The organism is Nocardia bhagyanarayanae (assembly GCF_006716565.1).
Classification (GTDB): Bacteria; Actinomycetota; Actinomycetes; order Mycobacteriales; family Mycobacteriaceae; genus Nocardia; species Nocardia bhagyanarayanae.
The window spans coordinates 865826-889445 of sequence record NZ_VFPG01000002.1 but is presented as its reverse complement, the minus strand read 5'-3'; the positions used below and the strand labels follow the sequence as shown (position 1 = coordinate 889445).

Below are 23620 nucleotides of genomic sequence, written 5' to 3'. Positions count from 1 at the left end.
GCTTCCTCCACGGGGTTCATCGGGGCGTGAGTTCGGTGCCTGCCAGCTCGCCGCTGACGCGCAGGAACTCGTCGTTCTCGGCCGCGAGGCCGATGGTCGCGCGCAGGTAGCCGGGGATGCCGACGTCGCGGATGAGCACGCCGCGGTCCAGGTAGCGCTGCCAGGACCGGCCCGCGTCGGCGAACCGGCCGAACAGCACGAAATTGGCGTCGCTCGGCACCACCTCGAAGCCCATCTCGCCGAGCGCGGCCGCGACCCGATCGCGCTGCGCCGCCAATTCCGCGACGCTGCCGAGAGTTTCGTCCGCGTGCCGCAGGGCCGCGCGCGCGGCGGCCTGGGTGACCACCGACAGGTGATACGGCAGCCGCACCAGCAGCATCGCGTCGATCACCGCGGGCGCGGCGACCAGGTAGCCCAGCCGGCCGCCCGCGAACGCGAAGGCCTTGCTCATGGTGCGGCTCACCACCAGCTTGGCCGGGAACCGGTCGATCAGCGCGATCGCGCTCGGCGCCGCCGAGAATTCGCCGTAGGCCTCGTCGACCACCACGATGCCGGGCGCGACTTCGAGGATCCGCACCAGGTCGGCCTGCGGAATGCTGTGTCCGGTGGGGTTGTTCGGGCTGGTCACGAAGACCACGTCCGGCTTGCGTTCGGCGATGGCCGCCAGCGCGTAGTCGATGTCGAGGGAGAAGTCGGCGTTGCGTTTGGCCTCGACCCACTCGGTGTCGATGCCCTCGGAGATGATCGGGTGCATCGAGTAGGACGGCACGAAACCCAGTGCGCTGCGGCCCGGTCCGCCGAAGGCCTGGAGCAGCTGCTGCAGGATCTCGTTGGAGCCGTTGGCCGCCCAGACGTTCGCCTTGTCCACCGCGACGCCGGTCTGGCGGGTGAGGTAGTGCGCCAGGTCGGTGCGCAGCGCCACCGCGTCGCGGTCCGGATAGCGGTGCAGGTCGGCGGCCGCGGCACGGATGGACTCGGCCACGTCGTCGATGAGCGCGCGGCTCGGCGGGTGCGGGTTCTCGTTGGTGTTCAGCTGCACCGGAACGGTCAACTGCGGTGCGCCGTAAGGCTTCTTGCCGCGCAGATTCTCGCGCAGCGGCAGATCGTCCAGGCCGATGGCGGACCCGGGCGCGACGAGCTGACCGGTCATGACAGCGTCTCGAATCGCACCGTGACGGCCTGGCCGTGCGCCGGGAGGTCCTCGGCATTGGCCAGCGCGACCACGTGCCCGGCGACATCCTTCAGCGCCGCCTCGGTGTACTCGACGACGTGGATGCCGCGCAGGAAGGTCTGCACGCTGAGTCCGGAGGAGTGCCGCGCGCAGCCCGCGGTGGGCAGCACGTGGTTGGAGCCCGCGCAGTAGTCGCCCAGGCTGACCGGCGCGTACGGGCCGACGAACACCGCGCCCGCGCTGCGCACCCGGCCCGCGACCGCGGCCGCGTCGGCGGTCTGGATCTCCAGGTGCTCGGCCGCGTAGGCGTTGACCACGCGCAGACCCTGCTCGATGTCGTCGACGAGCACGGTGCCGGACTGCTTGCCGGTCAACGCCTCTCGCACCCGGTGCGCGTGCTTGACCACCGTCATCTGGGTGCTCAGCGCGGCGTCCACCGCGTCGGCGAGCTCGACGCTGTCGGTGACGAGCACGCTGGCCGCGAGCACGTCGTGCTCGGCCTGGCTGATCAGGTCGGCCGCGACGTGCGCCGGATCGGCGGTGGCGTCGGCCAGGATGGCGATCTCGGTGGGGCCCGCTTCGGCGTCGATGCCGACCAGGCCGCGGCACAGCCGCTTGGCCGCGGTGACGTAGATGTTGCCCGGACCGGTGATCAGGTCGACCGGCTCGAGTTCCGCGCCGTCGGTGTCGACGCCGCCGTAGGTGAGCAGCGCGACGCCCTGCGCGCCGCCGACCGCCCACACCTCCTCGACGCCGAGCAGCTGCGCGGCGGCCAGGATGGTCGGGTGCGGGAGCCCGCCGAACTGGGACTGCGGCGGCGAGGCAACCACCAGCGAACCGACGCCCGCGGTCTGCGCGGGCACCACGTTCATCACCACGCTGGACGGGTAGACGGCGTTGCCGCCGGGCACGTACAGCCCGACCCGCTCCACCGGCACCCAGCGTTCGGTGACCGTGCCGCCGGGCACCACCTCGGTGGTGGTGTCGGTGCGGCGCTGATCGGCGTGCACCGCGCGAGCCCGCGCGATCGACTCCTCCAGCGCGGCGCGCACCGCCGGGTCCAGCTCGTCGAGCGCCTTGACCAGCTCGGACCGCGGGACGCGGACGGTCGCGGGAATCACACCGTCGAACCGCTCGCCGAACTCCAGCGCCGCGGAGACGCCATGGTCGCGGACCGCCTCCACCACCGGGCGCACCTGATGCAGCACCGAGTCCACGTCGACTCCCCCGCGCGGCAGCGCGGAGCGCAGCTCGGCAGCGGAAGGAGTACGACCGCGCAAGTCGACGCGGGCGAGCTCGATGCGGGATGTCATGTCGGTGTCGATCCTTGTCTCCAGCTGGTCACAACAGGAAAGTTGCCGCTACCAGCCTAATGGACGCCGCCGGACGCCAGTCCGCCCGTAGCCCGCGCACGGCCGGAGCGAATGCGGAGGTACGCCTAGTGGACGCCGCCGGACGCCAGCCGCACGCCCGCAGCGGATCGAAGACCCGACCACGGACACCGCCCATGTCAGTCCACCTGCCAGCAGCGCACAGCCGAGGCGAAGACGGAGGCACGCCCTTGGTCGCCGTCCATCACGTTCTCCCCCAGCCGTGCGGACGCGGAGTCACCCGGCGCAGAGCTGCCCGGATGCCCGCAGACGGGCGTGGCAAACAGAAGGTCCGCCCGATGAGACGCCGCGAGACACCAGCTCGCCGCAGCCGAGAGGCACGCCTGTCGACCGGCCCGCGTTCAGCCGATTCGGCGGTAGATCAGGTCGAAGTCGTGCTCCCAGCGCGCACCGTCCGCCGACTTCTCCCAGGCGCCGCGCAGGGTCGTGCCCGTCTCGTCCAGGGTGGCGGTGAATCGCTGCGAGAAGCCGGGGGCGTCCCGCCAGACCCGCCACTGGCCGCCACCGAATGCGCTGCGATAGACACGGGACACCCCGCGTTCGTCGTGGTGCAGCACGGTCAGTCCCTGATCGTCGTCATCGGCGCCGATGACCCAGGTGCCGCTCGGACCCGGCTCCGGCACGGTGTCGCGCAGCAGCAGGTACGCGCCGTCGGCCAGCCATTCGACGACGGTGCGGCCGGGCGGGCCGGGAAACTGCGGACAATCCACCTCCCGGGTGCCGACCAAGACCCCGAGCTCGACGAGCTGCGCCGCCATTCGTCTCTCCTCCCGCGCGTGCCGCACTCGGAGTCATTGTCGCGCCGAACCGCTCCGCGCCTGCGGGATTGCCGAACGCGACGCTCACCCGCAGCGGCGGCGCAATTCGGCGACTCCCTCGCCTTCGAGCTCGTCGAGCGCCACCGGGCGCCCGACCATCGCGAGAGTGAGGGCCTCCGCGGGCCCGCGCACCTCCGGCCCGCTGCCGTCGGCCCAGTCCAGGTCCGTGGCCACCAGCCGCAACCCCTTCTTACGTCGCCCCGGCCGGACGAACGGGTCGGGATGCTCGACCAGGTAACGCAACCGCTCGGCCGGAATCTCGCGGTTGCGGCCGAGCGGGCGTCGAATGTCCTGCTGGTGCACGAACAGATCGGCCAGCACCAAGGCGGGACCGAACTGCGACAGCCCACCCGCGGCGTTCTCGAATTTGTCGATCAGCTGGTCGGTCGACAGCGTCCGCGCCTTGTGGACCAGCCGGTCGTTGACGCGGTCGATCGAGAATCCGCACCGGGCGACGATGCCACCGTAGGTCAGCGGCGCGATCGTGTCGTACAGCAGATGTCCGACCACGTCGCGCACCGTCCACCCCGCGCACAGCGACGGCGTCTCCCATTCCTCCGCGCGCAGGTCGCGCAGCAACGCGATGAGCTCGGCGCGTTCCTCCGCCAGCATCCCCCGAATCGTCATGCCGGAAGCCTACTCGGCCGCAAGCGAGTGGAAATATACGCAATTGCGCCAAGTCCTTTCGCCGAGAACTCGGGCGACGGCCGGCCGTCCGACCACCTTCGGCTCGGCCGAGATCCGGTCGAGCACCGCACGCACCCTTACCGAGAGCTCGTTGCACGCCGAACGCGGCGGACGCGCTCTGCGGCTCAGCGGGTTTCGCTGTCGATGAGCAGTCGCCCGCCGCTGTCGACGACCCGCAGCACCAGCTGCTTCGACTCGCCCTCCACCGTCAGGTTGCCCAGTCGCATGTCCACCGAGCCGTCGGCGTTGTTGGAGCCGGTGGCCGCCTGGATGCTGGAGAACGTGTCGACGATGCGCGAGCCCCAGTATTCGCGGAAGGCCTGCTCCCCGCCGTAGGCCTTCTGCGCCGCCGGGGTGAGCAGCGACCAGGACCCGCTCGGGTTGCTGTAGAAGTCGACGATCAGCTGACCGGCCGGTCCCCACTCGACGGTGCCCGCGCTCGGCGTGCGGCCGAGCGCCGGTGCCGTCGTGGTCGTCTTGCCGGTGGCCGTGGCGCTCGCCGACGGTGGAGTCGCCTGCGCCGAAGGAGAATTCGAGTCCGACTGGTTCAGGCTGCCGATCAGCAGCGCGGCGACGGCCACCACCGCGCCGACGACGCCGCCGATGAGCACCGCGCGGCGCTTGCCCGCCGAGGAGCCGGACGCCGGACGCTGCTGGGCCACGGTCCTCGGGTGCGCGGCCGTGTTCGGGTGCGCGGCGGCGTGCTGCGGCGGAGGCAGCGGACGGACGTGCCGTTCGGTCGGCTGATGGGTGGGCTGCGGCACCGGTGTGCGCAGCGCGCGCGTCGCCGCCTCCGAGGCCGACTGGCGCGCGAAAGTCTCACTGGCCGGGACGAATCCGACGGGCACCGGGTTGGCGCCGGAGTCGGCGAAAGCGGCCAGCGTGTCGCGCGCGACACGCATGCTCGGCCGTTCCTCCGGGTCCGGATTCAGCAGCGCGAGCAGGAAATCGGTGGCGGGCCCGGCGTTTCGCGGCTGGCTGACCTGACCGTTGGCCGCCGCGTAGAGCACCGCGAGCGGATTCGCGCTCGCGCCGTAGGGCGGTTCGCCCTCCAGCGCGTGAAAGAGCGTGGCGCCGAGGGAGAACACGTCGGCCGCGGGCGTCGGATCGGCGCCACGGGCCACCTCGGGTGCGAGATACGCGGCGGTGCCGCAGATCAGGCCGGTCTCGGTGAGCGTGACGTCGCCGGTCGCGCGGGAAATGCCGAAGTCGGTGATCTTGACCGTGCCGTGATCGTCGAGCAGCACGTTGCCCGGCTTCACGTCGCGGTGCACGATGCCCGCCTGGTGCGCGGCGATCAGCGCCGAGGCGACCTGCTCGCCGATGCGCGCGACCTGGGTCAGCGGCAGCGTGCCCTGCGCGGAGAGCACCGCGGCCAGGCTGCGCGACTTCAGGTACTCCATCACCAGGCACGGGTCGCCCTCGTGCTCGGTGATGTCGAACACCACGATCGCGTTGGGATGCTGGAAGCGCGCCGCGTTGCGGGCCTCGCGGGTCGCGCGCTGGCGCACGATGTCGCGTTCGGCCTCGGGCAGGCTCGCTTTTATGTGGATCTGCTTGATCGCCACGGAACGCCGGAGTCGCTCGTCGGTGGCACGCCAGACGACACCTGTGCCGCCGCTACCAATCCGCTCGACCAGGCGGTAATGCTCCGCGATCAACTGACCGGTATCGATGGCGCCTACTCCGAACCTTCTCGAAATCGTGACATCCCGCATATTGACCGCTGACGCGGCCCGCCGACGAGTGTAGCGGGCGCACCGAGCGCGGTCCGCGCCAGCCGGGATATATCCGCCGCCCAAATCGCCCGAACGGCAGACGCCGAAGGTTACCGCGAGGCGCGCAGCATCCGACCGGCGGCCTCCACCGCCGGACCCGAGCTGCCCGCGTCGCTGACGAACACCGCGAACGCCAGGTCACCGTCGATTCCGACGAACCAGCCGTGCGCGTGGGTGTCGTCGATGTACTCCGCGGTGCCGGTCTTGCCGAGCAGGCCGGGGATGTCGCGCAGCTGCGTCGCGGTGCCGCCGGTGACGGTTTCGCGCATCATCGTCTTCAACTGCTCGTCGACGGTCCCGGACAGCGGCTCCGGTTGCCGGTCGGCCACGCCCGGCCTGCCCTGCACCACGGTCGGCGCAGGCACCGAGCCGCGCGCGATCGAGGCGGCGACCAGCGCCATGCCGAACGGCGAGGCTGTCACCTGTCCTTGACCGATGCTGGACTCGACGCGCTCGGCCGGGGTGTCGGCGGTGGGCACCTTGCCGGTGACCGTCGTCAAGCCGGGTGTGACGTAGTCGATGCCGAGTCCGAGCTGGGCGGCCGCCCGGGTCAGCCCGTCCGGCGGCAGCTGCACGCCGAGCATGCCCATGGTGGTGTTGCAGGAGCGGGCGAAGGCGGTGTGCAGCGGCACCTGACCGAGATCGAAGTTGTCGTCGTTGGGGATTCGGCGGCCCTCGATGTCCGCGGTGCCGGGGCACGGCAGCACGGTGTCGGGGTTCACCTCGCCCGCCTGGAGCGCGGCCGACACCGTCACGGTCTTGAAGGTCGAGCCAGGCGGGTACAGGCCGGTCAGCGCGATCGGGCCCTGCGCGTCCGCGGCGGCGTTCTGCGCCATGGCGAGCACGTTGCCGGTGGAGGGCTGGAGCGCGACGATCGCCGCGGGCTGGGCGATCGGGGCGAGGGCGTCCTCGGCGGCGCGCTGCAGCCCGGTGCTGAGCGTGGTGGCGATGTCGGCGGTCGGGCGCGGATCCTCGCCGGCGACGCGTTCGGTGCCGGTGGGCGTCTTGGCCCGCACCGCCCAGCCCGCCGCCTCGTCGGCGTTCTGCTGCCACAGTTCGGCGATGCCGGTCATGGTCGGCGAGGACAGCGCCTTGTCGACGGTCAGCAGCCTGGTCTGCGGTGCGAGGGTGACGCCGGGCAGCGCGGCCAGCGCGTCGTTGATCGGGGCGATGTCGGCGGCGCGCAGCGTGATCGCGGTGATCGGTTTGCCCTGCGCGGCGGCGAGTTCCGCCTCGAGGGACTGCGCGGTGATGCCGGGAGCCAGCGGTGCGAGCAGGGCCGCGACGGCCGCGGTGTCGACGCCGGGCGCGAGGTTCACCAGGGTGACGATCTGTTCGGTCATGAGATCGCCGCCTGCGCCGTCGAGAACGCGAGCGGGCTTGGCGAAGGCGGGTCCGTAGGTCAACGGACCCGCGGCCAGGCCGGGCGCGACGGTGGCGGGATCCCAGCGGATCTTCCAGTCGTCGTTCTCGGTGGCCTCGCCGGCGGTGGTGTAGCTCCACTCGTCCCTGCCGCCCTTGCCCAGCTTCCAGGTGGCGGCGAGGGTGAAACCGTTCCCGTCGGTCGAACGCACCTCGAAGGTGACGTCCTTGCCGAGACCGTCGTAGAGCTGATTCAGCGTGTCGGTCGCCTTGGCGGGGTCGTCGGTGAGCGCGGCCGCCGCGGCGACATCGTCGCGGTTCAGCGCGTCGGCGAACTGACCGGCCACGGTCTCCGGCTGTTCGGGCCCGGAACCGCACGCGGCGAGGGCGAGCACGGGCGCTGCGGATAGAACCAAGAGCTTCCGGTGAGTACGCACCCAGCCGACGGTAACCGAATCGACCGTCGGTGCGGCGTAACCCGCGCCGACGGTGTCACGCTCAGCGGTCGAGCCAGGGCGCCGTGCTCAGCGCGGCGGCGTCGGCCGGATCGAGTTCGATGTCGAAGACCTCTTCCAGGATCTTGGGCAGTTCCGTCGGCTCGAGCTCGCGGGTATCGCTCGATCCGTCGGGGCGTTCCGTGACGAGAGTCAGGCCGTCGAGCACGTGATGGACGTCGGGCAGGAACCGTTGGACGAACGGGCGCGCGGTGAACGGCGAGCGCGGCGAGGTGGACACGAAGTGGTTGCCCACCTCGAAGTCGATGCGGTACTGCGGTTCGGTGGTGAAGGTGTAGCGATCGATCCAGCCGTCGCGACCGAACTGGTGCAGCACCCACAGGTCGGTGTCCAGCTCGCCGACGGTGCGTTCGAGGCGAAATCGCCACTCGCCCAAGGCGAACTCGCCGGGGCGTTCGACCAGCTCGTAGGGCTCGAGCGGGCCGGAACCGAACCCGACGTCGCAGATCCAGACGCGGTCGTCGTCCGCGGTCGTCACGCGCAGCAGGGCGTGCGTCGCCGGGCGCAATCCGCCGGAGCCCATCGTCACCCGGCCGCTGAGTCCGGTGACGCCGAATCCGAGGCGTTCCAGCGCGGCGGCGAAGAGTCCGACGTTCTCGTAGCAGTAGCCGCCGCGACGGCGGCGCACCAGCTTGTCCTGCAAGGTGGCCAGGTCCAGCGGAATCGGTCGGCCGAGCACCGGCTCCAGGTTCTCGAACGGAATGGAAGTGGTGTGCAGGCGGACGAGTTCGCGCAGCGTCACGAGGGTGGGGGCGCGTTCGCCCGCGAAGCCGATCCTGTCCAGATAGGCGTCCAGGTCCAATTCCGCGCCGTTCCAGTGATATGCGGCATCCGCCGGCTTGCTCATCTCACGCCTCTCTCGTCGGTGTCGAACCGAACAACCGGCGCGCGGCGGGAAGTGTTCCGCCGTGGCTCGAGCCGCGCATTTGGCATGCGTGGGTGCGGGCGGCGCGCTCACGATCCCGCGCGCCACGTCGACCAGATAGTCGCGATCGGGTCCGTCGATCGGTTCGGCGCCGGTGAGCAATCGTTCGGCGCGGATGTGCGGCGGCCGCAGACGATCGAACGACTTCGGAAGGACGACCGCGCGCCGCGAGGTCTGCTAGCGTGCCGATCATCGAGTCGGAGTTCGGCGCCGCGCGGGTCCGCGGTGGCCGGGCCCTCTTTCCAGGAGTTCGTCCATGGCTTTCATCAACAAGCTGATCTCCAACGCGCACACCTTCAGCAGGCTGATGGACGTGGTGGACAAGGCCCCGCAGTGGCGAAAGCAATTGCTGGCCAAGAAGAACGAGTTGCGCGGCGGCTCCTTCCGCGACGCGGCGATGGGCATGTGCGCGCTGGTCGCCGCCGCCGACGGCGCGATCGATCCGGACGAGCGGATGCGGGTGGCCGGGCTCATCTGCGCCGATCCGGTGCTGAACAACTTCCCCGCCGACGAACTGCGCGCGCTCTTCGACGACAACTGCCACCGGCTCACCGCCGATCCCGCCTTCGGCCGCGCACACGTCTTGCAGCAGATCGGCAAGGCGGCCGGCAAGCCCGCCGAGGCGCAGGCCGTCGTGCAGATCGGCATCATGATCGGCAATGCCGACGGGTCCTTCGACCAGGCCGAGGTCGCGGCCGTGCGCGAGGCGTGCCAAATTCTGCGGCTGGACCCAGGCCAGTTCGGCCTCTGAGCGACCGCCACGGGACGGAGCACTCGCATCGGCGGCTCACAACGCGAGGGTCGAATGTCGGAGGGGACGGTTAGTATTCGCCTATGCGTTCGATAGATGTCGCCGAGCGGCGCGCGCGACTGGGAGTTCGGCATCGGCTGGCGGACGCGCACCGCACCGACGACATCACCGATATCGCGAGGTCGCTGGTGGTTTTGCATGCCACAGACCCGGCCACGGTGTTCCTTTCCCTCGGCGCCCGAAGCCTGCTGGCGACGCCCGCCGACGTGGAGCGCGAGCTGTACGACGAGCGGACGCTGCTGCGCATGCTCGCCATGCGCCGGACCATGTTCGTCGCGCCCGTCGAGCTGGTTCCGGTGCTCCAGGCCGCGTGCGCGAACGCGTTGGCGGACAAGCAACGCAAGACCTACGGGCGTTTTCTCGAGCAGGCCGGAATCCGCGACGTCGCGAGCTGGTGGGCCGAGGTCGAGGAGGAGACCCACCGCGCGTTGCTCGCTCGCGGCGCCGCCACCGGCGCGCAGCTCGGCAAGGACGTACCGCGGCTGCGCACGCAGGTGAATCCCGCACCGGACAAGTCGTATTCGAAGCCGACCAACATCACCACCTGGGTGCTGGTCACCCTGGGCTGCGAGGGTCGCATCGTGCGCGGGCGGCCGAACGGCAGCTGGGCGAGCAGCCAGTACCTGTGGGCGCCGGTGGAATCGTGGCTGCCCGAGGGCGTCGCCGAACTGCCCGCCGAGGAGGCACGCGCCGAACTGGTACGACAGTGGTTGGCCGCCTTCGGCCCGGCCCCGCTCGGCGACCTCAAATGGTGGACGGGCTGGTCGCTGGCCGAGGTCCGCAAGGCGCTGGCCCGGCTGGAGGTGGCGGAGGTCGACCTGGACGGCACGCCCGGCCTCGTCCTCGCCGACGACCTCGAACCCGTTGCGCCACCCGAGGATTGGGCCGCCTTGCTCCCCGCCCTCGACCCGACCCCGATGGGCTGGCAGTCCCGCGACTGGTACCTCGGCCCGCACGCCGCCTCCCTCTTCGACCGCAACGGCAACATCGGCCCCACCCTCTGGTGGAACGGCCGCATCGTCGGCGGCTGGGCCCAGCGCAAAGACGGCGAGATCGTCTGGCGCCTCCTGGAAGACGTCGGCTCCGAAGCGAAGTCCCGCATCGAATCCGAAGCCGCCCGCACCACGAAGTGGTTCGGCCCCGTCCGCACCATCCCCCGCTTCCGCACCCCGCTGGAACGCGAACTCACCGCCTGACCCCACACCGCTGCGGGCGGCCACCCTGCGTGGATAGTCCCGGGTCACGATGGTGCTTGCTCGACCAACGGTGCGCGGCCTGCGAGGCACCCAAAGCTCCGCGAAGCGATCGAGACTGGCAGAGCGCCGCCGCAGGAACGCGCGCTGCTGTTGGCGTCCAACCTGGGTCGGGTCCGGCATCACCGTCGCCGCACGCGTTCGGCGGTGGTCACTGCTGTGCGCTGACGCTCGTCCCCACAGCGTGCGCACACCCGCACGGGGCCGGCCACCTCGTGCGGGTGTGCGGCGAACTCAGGGCGTGGCGGGTTCGTCGACCGCCATGTGCGGAGTGGGGGCTTGGCGTTGGCGGATGGACAGGGTTGTGGCCAGGGCCAGGATGAGCAGCCCCGCACAGGCGTAGGCGGTGAGCGCGAGGCCGGCGGACATGGACTCGCGGGCGGCCTCGGCGATCGGGCGGGTGGCGGGGTCGGCGGCGAGTGCGGGTATCGCGGATCCAGCGCTGGTCGTGACGGCGTCGGTCAGGGTGTCGGCGGCGGGCGTGTCCGCGAGACGGTCGCGCAGGTCGTTGCCGAGCACGCTGAAGAAGAGCGTGGTGAGCACGGCGATGCCGAGGGCCGAGCCGAGTTCCCTTGCGGCGCTTTGGATGCCCGAGCCCTGGCCCGCGCGTTCGCCGGGCACTTCGGCGAGCACCACGTTCGTCACCTGTGCGGTCGCGAAGCCGACGCCGACGCCGTACACGAACAGCGCGAGGACGATGGCCCACCATGGCGTGTCCGTGGCCGCGACGAGCGCGAGCAAGGCCAGCCCCGCGGCCTCCAGCACCAGGCCGATGCGCACCTGCGCCATCGCCGACGCGGTCATCGAGAAGCTGGCCCCGCTGGTGACGAAGCTGCCGACCGCCAGCGCGGCGAGGGCGAGCCCGGTCTGGAAGGCGGTGTAGCCGAGGGTGAACTGCATCCACAGCGGCAGCACCGCGATGATCCCGAATTCGCCGACGCCAACCACGAGCGTGACGACATTGCCGTTACGGAACGAGCCGATCCCGAACAGCCGGACGTCCAGCAGAGGTTCGCCGCCCGTGCGCACCAGCCGCCGCTGCCGCCGCCAGAACAGCGCCAACGCGCCCACCGCGACGAGGAACGCGACCAGCACCGGTGACGGCCCGCCGCGCCAGACCACCTCACCGATGACCAGCGGCTCGGTCGTGCTCACCCACCCGTAGTGGCGACCCTCGATCAACGCGAACGACAGCAGCCCGAGCCCCAGCACCGACAGCGCCGCACCGGGCAGATCGAGCCCTCCGCCGAAGCGCGGCGACGCGGGCGAACCCTCGCCCGCACTCCGGCCGTCCACGGGCTCCGGACCAGGCCGGTCCGGCAGGAACCGCAGCACCGCCGCCACGATGACGAGCACCAGCGGAATGTTGATACCGAAGGCCCACCGCCACGAGAAGTCGGCCAGCCACCCGCCGAGCAGCGGACCGACCGCCGCCGCGGCGCCGATGGTCGAACCCCAGATCGCGAACGCCTTGGCGCGCGCCGGACCCGCGAAGCCCGCGTTCACCAGGGCCAGCGAGGTCGGCAAGATCATCGCGCCGCCGATGCCCTGGAGGAAGCGGGCCGCGATGAGCGCGCCGCCGTTCGGCGCCGCGGCGGCCAGCAGGCTGGTCGCGCCGAAGACCACCAGCCCGATCACGAAAAGTTTTCGCGCACCGTACAAATCGGCGAGTCGACCGGTGACGAGCAGCAGCGCCGCGAAGACGATGGCGTAGGACTCCTGGATCCACTGCGCCTCGATCGAGGTGATGTCCAGGTCGTCGATGATCGGGGCGACGATCACGTTGACGATCGTCAGGTCCACGACGATCAGCGCGACACCCAACGCGACGGCGATCAGGCCGAACCAGTGCCGGGCGGAGGGTGTATCGGTTTCGGCTGACAATTTACCTCCATCATCAAGTTACTTTACGATGAAGTTATTCCGCGACGGGGTAAGTTGTCAATCCGTGCGGGCGCGGGCTCGTGCGCATCGAGAAGGGAGTGGCCGGTGTCGAACGACCCTGCGGCGCAACGCGAACGGCTCGCCGGCGGCCTGCTGTCCTACGGTGCGAGCTTCGCCGAACTCGGCCGCCGGTTCGCCGCGGAACTCGGCGTGCACGCCACCGACGCCTTCGCGCTGCTGGAGATCGCGTCCGCGGAGTCGCTCGGCACGCCGATCTCACCGGCGCTGCTGAGCAAGCGCATCGCGTTGACCTCGGGGGCGATGAGTTCGCTGCTCAACCGGCTGGAGGACGCCGGGTACATCACCCGCACTCGCGAGCACGCCGACCGGCGCGTGGTCACGCTGCGCGCCGGCGCGCAGGTCAAGGAGCGGGCCGACGAGTTCTTCCGCCCGTGCAACGAACGCCAGGACGCGATCCTCGCCGAGTACCCGCCCGAGATCCTGGATCAGTTCGAGACGCTGCTGCGTCGGCTGACCGCCAGCTTGACGAGCTGACACCCCCGCCGATCCGTCGGCCGCGGAAAGCTGAACGCCACCCTTCCATTCACGCCGGTACGTTGGGTGCCGTGGAGATTCGCCGGTTCACCGAGTCCGATCGCGACGAGTTGCGCGCCCTGGCCCGCCGCGCCGGCGCGGGAGCGCCGACCGAATCACTCTGGGGGCACGCGGAATCCGAGGCGGCGGTGTACCTCGAACCCTATCTGGATATCGAGCCGCGATCGCTGTTCGTCGCGGTGCGAGACGGCGCGCTGGTCGGCTACCTCGCGGGCTGCGTGGACAGCGCGGCGTTCCCCAGCGAAGACGAGCGCATCGAAGCGGCTATTCGCCGGTACCGCTTGGTGTTCCGGCGCGGGCCCGCCACGTTCTTCGCGCGCGCGGCATTCGACGCGTTGGGCGCGAAGCTGCGCCGCCAACCCACCGCGGGCGACTTCACCGACCCGCGCTGGCCCTCGCACCTGCACATCAACGTGGCCGAGGAGGGCCGGGGCACCGGCGCGGCCGACGGACTCGTCGCGCGCTTCCTGGAGCACGCCGCCGCGGCCGGATCCCCCGGCTGCCACCTGCAAACTCTCGTCGAGAACACCCGCGCCGTGCGGTTTTTCGAGCGAATGGGCTTCACCGGGCACGGCCCGGCGCCGCTGGTCCCCGGCCTGCGCCACCAGGGCGATCGGGTGCATCAGCGAACCATGGTCCGCGCCCTCTGATCAGCGCACAGCAACACCCGGCGAGCCATGAACACGCCCGTCGAGCCGAGAAGTCGCGCCGACGGCCTAGCCGACCGGACCCGCGAGGTTCGACCTCACTCCGGAGCGCCACCTCCACGCTTGGAGAAGTGCGCCTTCTCCGCCCGCTCCATCAGCCGCATGAACTGATCCGTACGCAGGTGAACGAGTTCCTCGTGGTCCCCGGCCTCGAAATAGACGTCGGGCACCGTGGTGAGGCTTTCGTCCATCAGCGTCTGCACGCCGTACGCGGTGCAGACGGCCGGGATCGCGCCGACCTCGCAGTCCTTGAAGACCGAGCGAAGCTCGGACTCCTTGGCGAGGACCAGATGCCGTCCGGTCTGCGCCCACAGTTTCGACAGGCGCAGGTGATGGGTCGATGGCAGCACCGCGCCGACGTAGCCCTGATCGTCCTCGAGCATGATCGTCTTGGCGAGACGATCGGCGGGGATATTGGCCACCGACGCGGTATGGGCGCTGGTGTAGCTGTGCGGATGACGCACGACCTCGTATTCGACGCCCGCGTCGCGCAGGCATTCCTCGACCGTCGATGACATGGACATTGCGGACCTCCACTCGTTAGCTGGCGCGCCACCGCGTCCCGGTGACAATGCAGTCGGATGCACAGCGTCAAGCCGTTCTACGAGTAAGTTTGCGCCTTTTGCCGCCGAATGCCGACCCCCATTTGCGATCGGATTGCCGGCGACGGCCGACCGCGGGCTCGGCCGCGCCGAGCTCACATGTCCAGACCGAGGTCCAGCACCCGTACCGAGTGCGTCAACGCCCCCACCGCGAGATAGTCGACGCCCGTGCGCGCGTAATCCGCCGCCATCTCCAGGGTCAGCCCACCCGAGGACTCCAGCTTGGTCTCCGGCGCGACGGCGTTGCGCCGCTGCACGGCCGCCTGGGTCTGCCAGAGCGGAAAGTTGTCCAGCAGCACCAGTTCCACGTTCTCGGCCAGCACGGCGTCGAGCTGCTCCAAGCTGTCGACCTCCACTTCGCAGGGCAGATCGGGCGCCAATTCGCGCACCGCGCGCAGCGCGTCGACCACCGAACCCGCCGCGACGACGTGATTGTCCTTGATCAGCGCCGCGTCACCCAGCCCCATCCGGTGGTTCACCCCGCCGCCGACCCGCACCGCGTACTTCTGCAGGCCGCGCAGGCCGGGCAGCGTCTTGCGGCTGTCGCGGATCTCGCAATGGGTGCCCTCGACCTCGTCGACCCACGCCGCGGTGGCGGTGGCGATGCCGGACAGGTGGCACATCAGGTTCAGCATGGTGCGCTCGGCGGTGAGCAGCCCGCGCGTCGGCGCGACGACGCCGAGCACGACGTCGCCCGCTTGCACCCGGGTCCCGTCGGCCACCCGCTCGGTGATCTCGTATTCGCTCGCGCCGATCACCTCGTCGAGCACGAGCAGGCCGACGTCGATGCCCGCGACGGTGCCCGGCTGACGGGAGACCACCGAGGCCTTCACCGCCGCGTCGGCGGGCACGGTCGCCATCGTGGTGATGTCCGGTCCGTAGCGCAGATCCTCGTCCAGCGCGGTGCGAATGAGCGCGAGCACCTCGTCGCGGTCCAGTGCGGCGTCCAGCGCCATCAGCGCACTCCTACTCTGTCGGCCCGCGACGAGCGGCGCGGGCGAAAGTCGATATCGGGGTTCACGGAACCGCCAGGGTCAGCGCCGGGGCCTCGGGGTCGTCGGCCAAGCGGGAAGCCAGCGGCTCCCCTTCCGGCGAGCCGCCGGCCAGGAACACGTCGGGTCGTCCGTCGGCGTCCAGGCGAATCGGAATGCTGTGCCGCAGCGCCTCGTTGGACTCGGGATGATCGGATCGCGTGTGACAGCCGCGGCTTTCGGTGCGGGCCGCCGCGGCGAGCAGCAGCACGCGGGCGGTGAGCGTCAGCGCGCCGTCCTCCAGTTCGGCGATCCGGCGAGCGGCCAGATCCTCCGGCGCGGGCGGCACCATGGCGCCGTCCCCGGCGAAACGGCTCGACATGCCGCGCAGTACAGCGCGTTCCAAGGTCGCCGCCGCGCTCGCCAGCCCGTCCCGGTCCCGCACCACGGCCGCGTGCGTGGTCATGACCTGCTGTAGCGCCGCGCGCGGCACCCGGGGCATGGTCCGTGGCCGCACGTCGGTCACCTCCGTGGACGCGCCGAGCCGCTCCACGGCCGCCGCACCAGCTCGTTCGCCGACGACCAGACCTTCGAGAAGACTGTTGGACGCCAATCGATTCGCGCCGTGCAATCCGGTCCGCGCCACTTCCCCCGCGGCATACAGCCCGGGCACCCCGGTCCGGCCGTGCGCGTCGGTGACCACGCCGCCGCACTGATAGTGCGCCGCGGGCGCGACGGGAATCAGGCCCGCGCGCGGGTCTATTCCCGCGGCCAGGCAGGACGCGGTGATCGTCGGAAAACGTTGCGCGAAACCATCGATCGCGCGAGCGTCGAGGAAGACGTGATCCGTGCCCAGCTCGCGCATCCGCGCGGCGATGGCCCTGGAGACCACATCGCGCGGCGCGAGATCACCGCGCGGATGCACCGCGGCCGTCACCGAATTGCCCTCGGCGTCTACGAGGGTCGCGCCCTCGCCGCGCACCGCCTCGCTGATCAGCGGCCGACGCCCCAGCCCGCCCGGCGTGTACAGCACGGTCGGGTGGAACTGCACGAATTCCAGATCCGCGACCGCCGCGCCCGCCCACAGCGCGAGTGCGACACCGTCGGCGGTGGCGCCGGGTGGATTGGTGCTCAGCGCGTAGAGCTGGCCGAGCCCGCCGGTGGCCAGCAGCACGGCCGGGGTGTGCACCACGCCGAAACCCTTGTCCGACACAGCGATCACGCCCTGCACCCCGCTCGGGCCGGTGACCACCTCGCAGGCCGCCGCGCCGAACAGCACGGGCAGACCCGCCGCGTTGAGCGCGCGCTGCACCTCCGCGCCGGTCGCGTCGCCGCCCGCGTGGATGATGCGGCGCGTGCTGTGCCCGCCCTCCCTGGTGCGCGAGATCTGGCCGTCCCGACCGAGATCGAACACAGCGCCGAGGTCGGTCAGCGCCGCGACGGCCGCCTGTCCGCCCTCGACGATGGCGCGCACGGCGCTCGTCTCGCACAGGCCGGCGCCCGCCTCCACCGTGTCCCGCACGTGCGACTCGATCGAATCACCGTGCGGCGCTACGACCGCGATCCCGCCCTGTGCGTATTGGGTGGAGGTGTCGATCGGGCCGCCCTTGCTGAGCGCGAGCACCCGCAGGCCGCGCAGCGACGCGGTGCGAGCCGCCGTCAGTCCGGCGACGCCGCCGCCGACCACCACCAGGTCGGCCGAGGCCTCCCACTCGATTACCGGAGCATTCATCTCCGCCAGCCTCTCGTTCCGAGCTCGGGCGCGAATATCGCCGCGCCCGCCGAGGTCATGCGGCGCCGCTACGCGCCCGCCGCATGTCGTCGGCGTCGGCTCACTCGCCGCCGCCCGGATTGCCGATCGCGATCATCCGCTGCACCGAATTGCGGCCGAGCGCCGCGGTTTCCGGATCGACGTGCACCTCGTCGGCGCCGTCCACCAGGCAGCGCAGCAGCGCGGCCGGGGTGATCATCTTCATGTACTTGCAGGAGGCGCGATCGTTGACGGCCTGGAAGTCGATGCCGGGCGCGGCCTTGCGCAGCTGGTGCAGCATGCCGACCTCGGTGGCGACCAGGACCTGCGTCGACTTGGCGGCCTTGGCGGCGTCGATCATGCCGCCGGTGGACAGGATGTGCACCCGGTCGGCCGGGAACGCGCCCTCGCCCGCGAGGTACAGCGCCGAGGTGGCGCAGCCGCACTCGGGGTGCACGAACAGCTCGGCGTCCGGGTGGCTGCGCGCCTGCTCGGTGAGCTCGTCGCCGTTGATGCCCGCGTGCACGTGGCATTCGCCCGCCCAGATCTGCATGTTCTCCCGGCCGGTCACGCGCTTGACGTGCGCGCCGAGGAACTGGTCGGGCAGGAACAGAACCTCGCGGTCGGGATCGATGGAGGCGACCACGTCGACCGCGTTGGAGGAGGTGCAGCAGATGTCGGTGAGCGCCTTCACCTCGGCGGTGGTGTTCACGTAGGACACCACGACCGCGTTCGGGTGCTCGGCCTTCCACGCGCGCAACTCGTCGGCGGTGATCGAATCGGCCAGCGAGCAGCCCGCGCGCTGATCCGGGATCAGCACGGTCTTCTCCGGGCTGAGGATCTTCGCGGTCTCGGCCATGAAGTGCACGCCGCAGAAGACGATGGTGTCCTCTGGCGCCTCGGCCGCGATCCGCGAGAGCGCCAGCGAGTCGCCGACGTGGTCGGCCACGTCCTGGATCTCGGGCAGCTGGTAGTTGTGCGCGAGAATGGTCGCGTTGCGCTCCCGCGCGAGCCGCTTGACCTCCTGCGCCCACTCGGGCGTCGCCGCGACGCCCGTGTAGCCCGAGGGCCCGTCGAATACCTGCCCCATCAGCGGAGGCGCCAGTTTCGCACCCGTCGTCGCCATGATGGCTCCCTTCCTCGTGCGGCCGGCAACACCGCCGATTCGCACCAAACCAGGTTTTCGACTTACAATCGAAAACGTGGCCCATAGTAGCACCATCCACGAATCGCTCACCGCGGTGTTCCAGGTTCGCCGCTTCCCCACAGACAAATCCGCAGGTCAAAGCGCTGCGAGCGGTGTGATGGGCCCGTGCCCGCCCGATCAGCGCACCGAGCTCGCGGTATTGCTGTGGGAGCGCGCGCTCGACCCGCAGAAGGGCACTTGGTCGCTGCCGGGCGGGCGGTTGGGAGACGACGAGGATCTGGACGCGTCCGCGCGCCGCCAGCTGGCCGAGAAGGTCGACGTGCGCGAGCTGACGCATCTCGAGCAGCTCTCGGTCTTCAGCAATCCCGATCGCGTGCCGGGCCCGCGCCGCATCGCGTCGGCCTACCTCGGCTTGGTCCCGCTGACCGCCGAACCGGAACTGCCCGCCGACACCGCGTGGCACCCGGTCTCGGCACTGCCCGCGATGTCCTTCGATCACGGCACGGTCGTCGACCACGCCCGCACCCGGCTGGCCGCCAAGCTCTCCTACACCAACATCGCCTTCGCACTCGCCCCGTCCGCGTTCACCATGTCGACGCTGCGCGAAATCTACTGCGCCGCATTGGGTTACGACGTCGACACCACCAACCTCCAACGCGTCCTCGCGCGCCGCAAGGTGATCACCCCCACCGGCGCCACCGCCGCCCCCGGCCGCGCCGGTGGCCGCCCCGCCGCCGTCTACCGCTTCAGCGACTCCGGCCTCCGCGTCACCGACGAATTCGCCGCCCTCCGCCCCCGAGCGGAGTGAGTCTCGGCTAGGTTGCACGCATCTAAGTTAGAATCATTCTAAGTAAGAAACGATCTATGTTTGCCCGCGGACGCAACCCGGTCACCGAGCGCGCGGACTTCACCTCCACCGTCGCCCACTCGCCCCTCGGCAACGCGGAATTGGTGTCCGGCCTGCAGGCCGCCGATTGGAACCAAGCGCTGCGCGCGCTGTCCATCGCGATTCCGGCCGACTCGCCCACCATCGCTGTGATCGACGAGGTGCCGTGGCTGGTCGAGCAGGACGGCGAGTTCGAGGGTGCGCTGCAGACCGTTTGGGATCGTCACCTGTCGGCCAAGCCCGTTCTCCTGATCCTGGTCGGCAGTGACATCTCGGTCATGGAGGCGTTGCAGTCCCGGGAGCGGCCGTTCTTCGGGCGAGCCGCCGAGATGACCGTCGAGCCACTGCATTTGGCCGACGTTCAATCCATGACCGGTCTCGATCCGGCCGACGCCGTCGACGCACTGCTGATCACCGGCGGCTTCCCGGAAATCGTTCAGTCGTGGCGTCCCGGCATGAGCAGAATCGACTTCTTGCGCGCTTCGACAGACAACCCGCTGTCTCCACTACTCGTGGCAGGGGAACTGACACTGCTCGGCGAGTTTCCGGAAGCATCCCGGGCGCGCGCGGTGCTCGAGTCGGTCGGCAGCGGTGAGCGCACTTTCAGCACCATCGCGGCGCAGGCGGGCGGAGCGGGTGCGCTTCCCGCTGGAACCTTGACACCGCTACTGAGCACACTGCAATCGAAACGAATCGTCGCGGCCGACCTTCCGTTGTCGACCAAACCCGACAGCAAGAACAAGCGGTACCGCATCGCCGATTCCTATCTCCGGTTTTGGCTCGCCTTCCTGCAGCGCGGAATCCCACTGGTCGAGCGAGGCCGCGGCGATGTCGCCCGCACGCGGATCGAACGATCATGGACGACCTGGCGTGGGCGTGCGGTCGAACCGCTCATCCGTGAATCCCTACTGCGCCTGCTGCCGGATGAGCGTTGGCCCGACACCGAGGCGATCGGCGGATGGTGGAACCGGCAGAACAATCCGGAGATCGATCTCGTCGGCGCCGATCGCGAACCGGTCGCCGGCACAGTCCACTTCCTCGGGTCGATCAAGTGGCTCGAGGATCGGCCGTTCGATCGGCACGACTACGACGCGCTCGCCCGCGCGACGCTCTCGGTGCCGGGAGCCGACGTTCGCACGCCACTTGTCGCAGTATCCCGCGCGGGTCTCGGAGCCGAGCTTCCCTTGGCGATGCACTGGGGCCCGGCGGATCTCGTCGACGCTTGGCGCTGAACTACTACCGACCCGGCCTCCGCGTCACCGACTCCGGCCTCCGCGTCACCGACGAATTCGCCGCCCTCCGCCCCGAGCGGAGTGAGGTCGCGGCGCGCGGGGATCACGCGTCGTGGGAGCGGTTTCGGTGTTTCGGGGTGCGGCGGTATCGGCGTTTGCCGGGGATCGGCTGGGCGGCGTTGGAGCGGCGTAGTTCGTGGCGGCGTCGCCAGGCGGTGAGATCCGGGCGTTCCGAAGAGGTTCGGGACGCGTCGGGGTGCGGTGCGGTCTGTGGCTGGGCGTGCATGGTCGTCACCTCCTCCCCTGGGCTCGCCCGTTCGCTTGCCGGATCACGGTAACGACGGGCGCCGTTCGTTCTCCACCCATTTTCGGCCGGGCGGCTCCGCGAATCGGGTGACGCAGGATGGCGGCGCGAGCCGTCCGTACGGGATGCGCCGAAAACCGTTCAGGCCGTTTTCATCTGGGGCTTCGGCGGGGACGCGGGCGTGCGGGTCGCGAGCCGCCCACCGGCCCAGAACACCAGCTCCACCACCCAGAACAACCACAGGAACAGCGTCACAACGATCACCGGTATCGCGAGGAACAACACCGAGGGCACCGCGACAAGCAGGAACAGGGCACAGTCGCGCGGGCTCGCGCCGTGCAACCGGTTCGCCGAGCGCACCGCCGCCCACATCATCCAGCGCCGCGGCACCGAAATGCCGAACTCGCGCAGGCAGCGCCGGAAGAGCCCGTCGGCGTCGGCACTGCTCACCTCCTGCGAGCGCAGCAGATAGTCGTGCAGGATGGCGGCACGGGTGTATGCGCCGTAGCGGGGAATGAGCCAGACCAGCGCGCGCGGCACCGAAGCGAAGTCCGTGCGGAAGCCCGCGGGCACGGTGAATTCCTGAACATCACCCCGATAGACGAGCGGCTCGGACAGCCGCCAGAACTTCGCGTCGATCTCCTCGACGACCGGACCGCCACCGATGAACGCCACGACCCGTTCCTCTCCGAATGTGCCTGTTTCCACCATTTTACGTGGTAGAGGCACCAAAACAGCGCGGAGAGACAACGGTTGGGTGACGTGTCAGCGAGCCGGGCGCGGCACCGAATCCGTCCCGTCCTCGGCGGCCGGATCGTAACCGCCGTAGGCGCTCCCGTACGGCGCGCGCGCCCCGGCCGCGTCGAACCCGATCGGCGTGAACGCCTCGGACGGACGCGAACGACCGAATGCGCTGCCGTAGCCGGTGCCCAGATCCTCCGACGGATTGAGCGCCGCGAGGAACAGCAGCACCAGCGAGGCGATCAGCGGCTGCACGACCAACGCGAGCGCCGTGCCGACTTGCGTTGGGAGCTCGACGATCTGGCCGACCGGCGGGTCGTCCGGCCGCGGGTGCAACAGCTCCGTGACCGTCTCCCCCACCAGCACCATCGAATACGCGCCGAGCAACGAGCCGGACACCAGCCCGAGTTGCAGCAGCGGGCCGCGCACCGTGCGCAAACGCCAGGCCGCGACGGCGGTGAGCAGTCCGGTCACCCCGCCCGCGCAGACGAACAGCGCGACCGCGTCGAACTGATGGGTGCTCTCGCCGGTCAGCGGCGCGCCGCGTCCCGGTTCGGTGACGAGCAGCTGTTCGGTCGGCGCCAGGAACCCCCACAGCACGCCGACGAGCACGCTGCACACCACGACGGCGGCCAAGACGAGCAGCGCCACTCCCGCCTCGGTCCGCACACCACGCGCCTGCACCGCCGCCACTAGCGGTGTTCCAGACTCTTCGAGTCGATCACGCCGTGCCGCGAGCACTTGGCCCACCAGCCGTCGGGACTCACCTGCACGATCATCCGGCGCCCGCACTGCTCGCAGAACCGCGGCGGCTCGAGACCGAGCGCGGCCGCGGCGGGCACCGTGTCGTCGAGACCGGGCACGATCCGCTTGCCGGTGAACGGGTTGTAGCGCTCGTCCATATCCATGACAGTACTCATGGCCCGGTCCTACAGCGTTTCGTTGAGCGCCTTGATCGGCATCTTCAGCTCGCCGAGCAGATCCAGGTCCGCCTCGGCGGGACGGCCGAGGGTGGTCAGATAGTTGCCGACGATGACGGCGTTGATGCCGCCGAGGATGCCCTGCTTGGCGCCCAGATCGCCGAGGGTGATCTCCCGGCCGCCCGCGAACCGGAGGATGGTGCGCGGAAGCGCGAGGCGGAACGCGGCGACGGCGCGCAGCGCGTCGGCGGCGGGCAGCACCTCGAGGTCACCGAACGGGGTGCCCGGACGCGGGTTGAGGAAGTTCAGCGGCACCTCGTCGGGCTCCAATTCGGCCAGCTGCGCCGCGAATTCGGCGCGCTGCTCGAGGGTCTCGCCCATGCCGAGGATGCCGCCGCAGCACACCTCCATGCCCGCCTCGCGCACCATGCGCAGGGTATCCCAGCGCTCCTCCCATGTGTGCGTGGTGACGACCTGCGGGAAGTGCGACTTGGCGGTCTCCAGGTTGTGGTTGTAGCGGTGCACGCCCATGGCGGCCAGCTGGTCGACCTGCTCCTGGGTCAGCATGCCGAGCGAGCAGGCGACCTGGATGTCGACCTCGTTGCGGATCGCCTCGACGCCCGCGGCGACCTGCGCCATCAGCCGCTCGTCCGGTCCGCGCACCGCGGCGACGATGCAGAACTCGGTGGCTCCGGTTTTGGCGGTCTGCTTGGCGGCCTCGACCAGGCTGGGGATGTCGAGCCAGGCGGCGCGGACCGGCGACTGGAACAGGCCGGACTGCGAGCAGAAGTGGCAGTCCTCGGGGCAGCCGCCGGTCTTGAGGCTGATGATGCCCTCGACCTCGACCTCCGGACCGCACCACTTCATGCGGACATCGTGGGCCAGCGACAGCAGCTCCTCGAGCCGGTCGTCGCCGAGGCGCAGCACCTCGAGCGTCTGCTCCTGGGTCAGGCCTTCGCCGCGCTCGAGCACCTGCTCGCGGGCGATCGAGAGAATATCGGTGTCAACGGGTGCCTGCGTCACTGGACGGATCCCTTCGGCTGAACTGCCTGTCGGCGACGACGCGCCTCGCGCCCGAGGTGGCCGTGCAACTTGAACGGTGTTCAGGCTAGGGTAGCGGTAGGAGTGAGTCAAAACACGACGGGGAGGA

At 70.3% G+C, this 23620-nt stretch carries 23 protein-coding genes; 7 read left to right on the top strand and 16 right to left on the bottom strand.

Annotated features, from left to right (window positions below):
* Positions 1-16 precede the first annotated feature (16 nt).
* The 5 genes from FB390_RS30755 to FB390_RS30735 all read right to left on the bottom strand — a co-directional run bounded on the left by FB390_RS30755 (position 17) and on the right by FB390_RS30735 (position 5695).
* The gene (locus FB390_RS30755; protein ID WP_141812685.1) at positions 17-1150 is read right to left on the bottom strand and encodes a histidinol-phosphate transaminase; all 1134 of its coding nucleotides are present in this window, start codon (positions 1148-1150) and stop codon (positions 17-19) included.
* Entirely contained in the window at positions 1147-2484 is a 1338-nt protein-coding gene (gene hisD, locus FB390_RS30750) for a histidinol dehydrogenase (protein ID WP_141812684.1), read from the bottom strand. The genes FB390_RS30755 and hisD overlap by 4 nt, the downstream gene beginning before the upstream one ends.
* Positions 2485-2903: 419 nt before the next feature.
* Positions 2904-3320 (bottom strand): hypothetical protein, encoded by a 417-nt coding sequence (locus FB390_RS30745; protein ID WP_141812683.1) that lies wholly within the window; start codon positions 3318-3320, stop codon positions 2904-2906.
* Between the two features lie 84 nt (positions 3321-3404).
* Positions 3405-4007, bottom strand: coding sequence for a maleylpyruvate isomerase family mycothiol-dependent enzyme (locus FB390_RS30740; RefSeq protein ID WP_246124484.1), 603 nt, complete (start codon positions 4005-4007; stop codon positions 3405-3407).
* Between the two features lie 185 nt (positions 4008-4192).
* Entirely contained in the window at positions 4193-5695 is a 1503-nt protein-coding gene (locus FB390_RS30735; RefSeq protein ID WP_246124591.1) for a serine/threonine-protein kinase, read from the bottom strand.
* Here FB390_RS30735 and FB390_RS34520 point away from each other — a divergent pair.
* The gene (locus FB390_RS34520) at positions 5615-5797 is read left to right on the top strand and encodes a hypothetical protein (protein WP_245910679.1); all 183 of its coding nucleotides are present in this window, start codon (positions 5615-5617) and stop codon (positions 5795-5797) included. The genes FB390_RS30735 and FB390_RS34520 overlap by 81 nt on opposite strands.
* Positions 5798-5895: 98 nt before the next feature.
* Here the strand turns inward: FB390_RS34520 and FB390_RS30730 are convergent, their stop codons facing one another.
* On the bottom strand, positions 5896-7644 hold the full coding sequence (locus tag FB390_RS30730) for a penicillin-binding transpeptidase domain-containing protein (RefSeq protein WP_141812681.1): 1749 nt from the start codon (positions 7642-7644) through the stop codon (positions 5896-5898).
* A gap of 61 nt (positions 7645-7705) precedes the next feature.
* Complete coding sequence (locus FB390_RS30725; protein WP_141812680.1) at positions 7706-8569, bottom strand: arylamine N-acetyltransferase family protein; 864 nt, start codon at positions 8567-8569, stop codon at positions 7706-7708.
* Between the two features lie 334 nt (positions 8570-8903).
* Between FB390_RS30725 and FB390_RS30720 the strand changes: the two genes are divergently transcribed.
* Together FB390_RS30720 and FB390_RS30715 are read left to right on the top strand one after the other, a co-directional pair.
* On the top strand, positions 8904-9398 hold the full coding sequence (locus FB390_RS30720; protein ID WP_141812679.1) for a tellurite resistance TerB family protein: 495 nt from the start codon (positions 8904-8906) through the stop codon (positions 9396-9398).
* An 83-nt stretch (positions 9399-9481) separates the two neighbouring features.
* Positions 9482-10654, top strand: coding sequence for a winged helix DNA-binding domain-containing protein (locus FB390_RS30715; protein WP_141812678.1), 1173 nt, complete (start codon positions 9482-9484; stop codon positions 10652-10654).
* Between the two features lie 291 nt (positions 10655-10945).
* On the opposite strand, the gene FB390_RS30710 is transcribed toward FB390_RS30715, so the two are convergent.
* Positions 10946-12595: an MFS transporter gene (locus FB390_RS30710; protein WP_141812677.1), complete on the bottom strand. Its 1650-nt coding sequence runs from the start codon at positions 12593-12595 to the stop codon at positions 10946-10948.
* A gap of 105 nt (positions 12596-12700) precedes the next feature.
* Here FB390_RS30710 and FB390_RS30705 point away from each other — a divergent pair, with 105 nt between their 5' ends.
* Both FB390_RS30705 and FB390_RS30700 read left to right on the top strand, forming a co-directional pair.
* A complete protein-coding gene (locus FB390_RS30705; RefSeq protein WP_141812676.1) occupies positions 12701-13150 on the top strand; it encodes a MarR family winged helix-turn-helix transcriptional regulator in 450 nt (149 codons plus the stop codon).
* Positions 13151-13221: 71 nt separating this feature from the next.
* Entirely contained in the window at positions 13222-13860 is a 639-nt protein-coding gene (locus tag FB390_RS30700; protein WP_141812675.1) for a GNAT family N-acetyltransferase, read from the top strand.
* A 95-nt stretch (positions 13861-13955) separates the two neighbouring features.
* Here the strand turns inward: FB390_RS30700 and FB390_RS30695 are convergent, their stop codons facing one another.
* The 4 genes from FB390_RS30695 to nadA form a co-directional block, all read right to left on the bottom strand.
* Positions 13956-14441: an aminoacyl-tRNA deacylase gene (locus tag FB390_RS30695; protein ID WP_141812674.1), complete on the bottom strand. Its 486-nt coding sequence runs from the start codon at positions 14439-14441 to the stop codon at positions 13956-13958.
* 173 nt (positions 14442-14614) lie between these two features.
* Positions 14615-15475 carry a carboxylating nicotinate-nucleotide diphosphorylase gene (gene nadC, locus FB390_RS30690; RefSeq protein ID WP_141812673.1) on the bottom strand — a complete coding sequence of 287 codons (861 nt, stop codon included), beginning with the start codon at positions 15473-15475 and terminating at the stop codon, positions 14615-14617.
* A gap of 61 nt (positions 15476-15536) precedes the next feature.
* The gene (locus tag FB390_RS30685; protein ID WP_141812672.1) at positions 15537-17222 is read right to left on the bottom strand and encodes an L-aspartate oxidase; all 1686 of its coding nucleotides are present in this window, start codon (positions 17220-17222) and stop codon (positions 15537-15539) included.
* Between the two features lie 100 nt (positions 17223-17322).
* On the bottom strand, positions 17323-18366 hold the full coding sequence (gene nadA, locus FB390_RS30680) for a quinolinate synthase NadA (protein ID WP_141812671.1): 1044 nt from the start codon (positions 18364-18366) through the stop codon (positions 17323-17325).
* 76 nt (positions 18367-18442) lie between these two features.
* Here nadA and FB390_RS30675 point away from each other — a divergent pair, with 76 nt between their 5' ends.
* Both FB390_RS30675 and FB390_RS30670 read left to right on the top strand, forming a co-directional pair.
* On the top strand, positions 18443-19195 hold the full coding sequence (locus tag FB390_RS30675; protein ID WP_141812670.1) for an NUDIX hydrolase: 753 nt from the start codon (positions 18443-18445) through the stop codon (positions 19193-19195).
* Positions 19196-19251: 56 nt separating this feature from the next.
* Positions 19252-20505, top strand: a complete 1254-nt coding sequence (locus tag FB390_RS30670) for an ATP-binding protein (protein WP_141812669.1) — start codon at positions 19252-19254, stop codon at positions 20503-20505.
* Positions 20506-20950: 445 nt separating this feature from the next.
* Here the strand turns inward: FB390_RS30670 and FB390_RS30660 are convergent, their stop codons facing one another.
* The 4 genes from FB390_RS30660 to bioB form a co-directional block, all read right to left on the bottom strand.
* Entirely contained in the window at positions 20951-21484 is a 534-nt protein-coding gene (locus FB390_RS30660) for a DUF1353 domain-containing protein (RefSeq protein ID WP_141812667.1), read from the bottom strand.
* Between the two features lie 90 nt (positions 21485-21574).
* Positions 21575-22219: a DUF2567 domain-containing protein gene (locus tag FB390_RS30655; protein ID WP_246124483.1), complete on the bottom strand. Its 645-nt coding sequence runs from the start codon at positions 22217-22219 to the stop codon at positions 21575-21577.
* A 23-nt stretch (positions 22220-22242) separates the two neighbouring features.
* On the bottom strand, positions 22243-22470 hold the full coding sequence (gene bsaP / locus FB390_RS30650; protein ID WP_067793307.1) for a biotin synthase auxiliary protein BsaP: 228 nt from the start codon (positions 22468-22470) through the stop codon (positions 22243-22245).
* Between the two features lie 9 nt (positions 22471-22479).
* Positions 22480-23493 carry a biotin synthase BioB gene (gene bioB, locus FB390_RS30645; RefSeq protein ID WP_097248369.1) on the bottom strand — a complete coding sequence of 338 codons (1014 nt, stop codon included), beginning with the start codon at positions 23491-23493 and terminating at the stop codon, positions 22480-22482.
* Positions 23494-23620: the final 127 nt, after the last annotated feature.